Raw genomic sequence first — 1,610 nt, 5'->3', positions numbered from 1 at the left:
ACCGATGGCCACCGCCTCTCCAAAATGGAGGCGACCGTCGCGGGCACTTCGGCCACCGCGACGATGCTCATCCCGCTCAAAGCGATCAGCGAGCTTCGTCGCCTCACCGATCGAGCGCGCAGCGAGAAGGTCGCGACGCTCACCATCCAGCAGAGCGGACCCCACGCCTTCTTCACCGTCTCGGGCATGATGTTCTCGGTCAAGCTCGTGGACGCTCAATTCCCGCCTTACCAGCAGGTGATTCCGGCGTCGCCCGCGCGCACCGTCCGCGCGCCGCGCCTCCCGTTCATCGACGCGCTCAAGGCCATCCAGCTCGCCGCGAGCGACCGCACGGGCAGCGTCAAGCTGGCGCTCGTACCAGGCGCGCTCCGCATTACCGCGCAGAGCGCCGAGACCGGCGAAGGCTTCGACGAGATCGCGGTCGATTACGACGGACCCGAGATGGCAATCGGCATGAATGCAAAGTATCCACTCGACGTGCTTGGCGCGATCGATGAGGAGGAGGTTACGCTCGGTCTCTCCGGCGAACTGGACCCGTTGCTGATTTCCCCTGCGGTGGCGTCGGCCGCGGGGGACTACGTGGCTGTGATCATGCCAACGCGTCTTGTCTAGGCCAGCGGAGATAGTATGACCCTTGCGATCAGCAAGTACGCCGGCTCGCACGCATGGCTTGTCGAGTCTCAGCCCAAGCTCTTCCCGCGTCCCGACCCAGGCCGCGGCGTTGTGCTGCCATTCATCGGCGCAGGCTCGCCGTTCTTCGGCCTCTACGCCGACGTGCGGCCCGTCGTGCTGTCGGACAAGAACCCGCGGCTGATCAATGTATATCAATGCCTTCGAGATGACTGCTGGAAGGTTGAGTGTGAGTTGGGGCGACTGACAATGCGGTGGCGCGAGGCCATTGAGAACGGGAAACCGGAGACGACTTCGCACGATCGCGGGCGCGCTTTTTTTGAGGACGTGCGCGCGGCGCTCGACGACGGCGGGGAGGTGCTGCGCGCGGCCCGCATGCTATTTGTCCTCCGCGCGGCCTACAACGGGTTGTGGCGAGTCAATGGCGACGGTCAGTGCAACGCGCCGTATGGCAAGCCTAAGCCCGACAAGGACCTCGTTCGGGTTGATGACCTGCGCCGTATGTCCGCAATGCTACAGGGCGTCACCATGCTGTGCGAGGACTTCGAGGAGACGCTCTCCTGTGCGCAAGATGGCGACGCGGTCTATCTAGATTGCCCCTTCGAGGGGACGTACGTGGCATATTGCAAGGGCTCCGAGGAGTGGAGTCAGGACCCCCGGCAAAGCGTCCTTCCCGGTATGCGAGAGCCAAACGCGCGTAAGCGCCTTGCGTCCGCGCTCTACGACCTCCATCAAAGCGGCATACGTTGGAGCCTTTCTGACGCCGATACGCCGGTGACGCGCGCTCTCTACGGCGCCTGGCCGATGGAGCGCATCGACCGCCGCAACAGCATCACGTGCAAGGCTGAAGATCGCAGCGAGGCCGCGTTTGAAGGTCTCTGGAGAAACTGGCGATGACGATCAAGCTTTTCTGGAAACGCATCGGCGACCACGCTCTCCCCGTCCCGCGCCGCGTGCGGCCGACGGAGGCCGGCCACGCC

The 1,610-nt window shown here is 64.5% G+C and carries 2 protein-coding genes; both read left to right on the top strand.

The features are described from left to right. A partial coding sequence (locus AAFM29_RS17225; RefSeq protein WP_341713955.1) for a DNA polymerase III subunit beta occupies positions 1-612 on the top strand: 612 nt, incomplete at its 5' end. Between the two features lie 15 nt (positions 613-627). Continuing rightward, positions 628-1,527 carry a Dam family site-specific DNA-(adenine-N6)-methyltransferase gene (locus AAFM29_RS17220; RefSeq protein WP_341713954.1) on the top strand — a complete coding sequence of 300 codons (900 nt, stop codon included), beginning with the start codon at positions 628-630 and terminating at the stop codon, positions 1,525-1,527. Positions 1,528-1,610 lie beyond the last annotated feature (83 nt).

It is taken from the genome of Erythrobacter sp. (assembly GCF_038133525.1).
Taxonomy (GTDB): domain Bacteria; phylum Pseudomonadota; class Alphaproteobacteria; order Sphingomonadales; family Sphingomonadaceae; genus Qipengyuania.
Note: the sequence above shows the minus strand (reverse complement) of the source record. Positions and strands in the feature narration are given on the sequence as shown.